At 61.0% G+C, this 1,548-nt stretch carries 2 protein-coding genes; both read left to right on the top strand.

Annotation, left to right across the window (positions count from 1 at the left end):
* The coding region (purD, locus tag V6C16_RS12935) for a phosphoribosylamine--glycine ligase (protein ID WP_333543404.1) at positions 1-888 on the top strand (888 nt) is incomplete at its 5' end.
* A gap of 422 nt (positions 889-1,310) precedes the next feature.
* A partial coding sequence (locus V6C16_RS12940; protein WP_333536040.1) for an AIR carboxylase family protein occupies positions 1,311-1,548 on the top strand: 238 nt, incomplete at its 3' end.

Consider the following 1,548-nt stretch of genomic DNA (forward strand, 5'->3'; position numbering starts at 1 on the left):
GTGGTAAAGGTGGGCGGTCCCCTGGTGGTCAAGGCTGACGGCCTGGCCGCGGGCAAGGGCGTCATCATGGCAGCCGACTCCCAGGAGGCCCTGCAGGCCGTCAATGACATCATGAGCGCCCGCGCCTTTGGCGCTGCCGGTGATCTTGTGGTGCTTGAGGAATGCCTTGTGGGCGAAGAGGCTTCTTTTCTCTGCCTGTGCGATGGCGAACGTGCCGTTCCCCTGCCTTCGGCCCAGGACCACAAGCGTGTTTTCGACAATGACGAAGGCCCCAATACCGGCGGCATGGGCGCATACAGCCCGGCCCCCATCCTGCCCGACCACATGCTTGAAGAAATGGCCGACCTCACCGTGCGGCCCATTCTGCGTGAGCTTGCCAAAGACGGTCACCCCTTTGTGGGCGTGCTTTATGCCGGGCTTATGATGACCGCGGACGGACCCAAAGTGCTGGAATACAATGTGCGCTTCGGTGACCCGGAGTGTCAGCCCATGCTCATGCGCCTTGAGGGCGACCTGCCCCGCATCATGCTCGACTGCGTGGAAGGCAGGCTCGACCCTGCAAGCATCGGGCAGAGCGATAAAACGGCCCTCGGCGTGGTTATGACGGCCAAGGGCTATCCGGGCGCGTATTCCAAGGGACTTGCCATCAAGGATATTGACGAGGCCGACAGTCTGCCCGGCGTCAAGGTTTTCCACAGCGGCACGACCCTGAAGGATAACGTGCTGGTGTCCAGCGGCGGGCGCGTACTTTGCGTCACGGCCCTGGGGGACGACCTTGCGGACGCGAAAAAAGCCGCCTATGCCGCTGTGGAAAAAGTGCGCATGACCGACGCCTTTTACCGCACAGACATCGGGCAGAAGGGCATCAACCGTCTTAAGGCAGAGTAGCTTTTTTAAGGCAGAGCAGGTTTGAGGACGGACATCCTCAAAGCTTGCTTCGGCGGGTAAGGTCGCAAACACTGCTCCACGCCTTTGCGGCGGGCGTCTGCTCACGCAGTCGCCAGAGCGCTTTTAACGTGAAATGCTCTAAAGCCGTGAAGTCGCCAGGGCATAAACGCTCTTCAGCGCTGTCCTGCGGGCTTTGGCTGAAGACGGCAGTGCTGTTTGTCCGCGCGGCTGCGCGCCGTGATGAACGTTTTGAAACCTTGAGAGTGCATGCTCTCAACACTACCACGCTCCAGCGGCGGAAAACGGCTTTGCACACCGGGCAACGTGTCCGGCGTTGCGCGCAGCCATGCGAAAACAAACAGGGTCGCGCGAAAACGCCGTGGGCGCTTGTCCGGTGCGGGGCAGCAAGGAGAGGACAGATCATGGCTCAAGTGGTAATATTGATGGGTTCCCAGTCTGATGAAGACAAGGTCAGCCCCTGTGTTGAAGTGCTGAAAAGCCTGGGCATAAGCTGCGTTATCACGGTCAGCTCCGCCCACCGCACCCCTGAACGCACGGAAAAACTCATAAGCGAACACGAAGCCGCCGGTGCGCAGGTCTTTATCTGTGCCGCCGGTATGGCCGCGCATCTGGCCGGAGCCGTGGCGGCGCGCACCACGC

It is taken from the genome of Desulfovibrio sp. 1188_IL3213 (genome assembly GCF_036763145.1).
In the GTDB taxonomy this organism is placed as follows: Bacteria; Desulfobacterota; Desulfovibrionia; order Desulfovibrionales; family Desulfovibrionaceae; genus Desulfovibrio.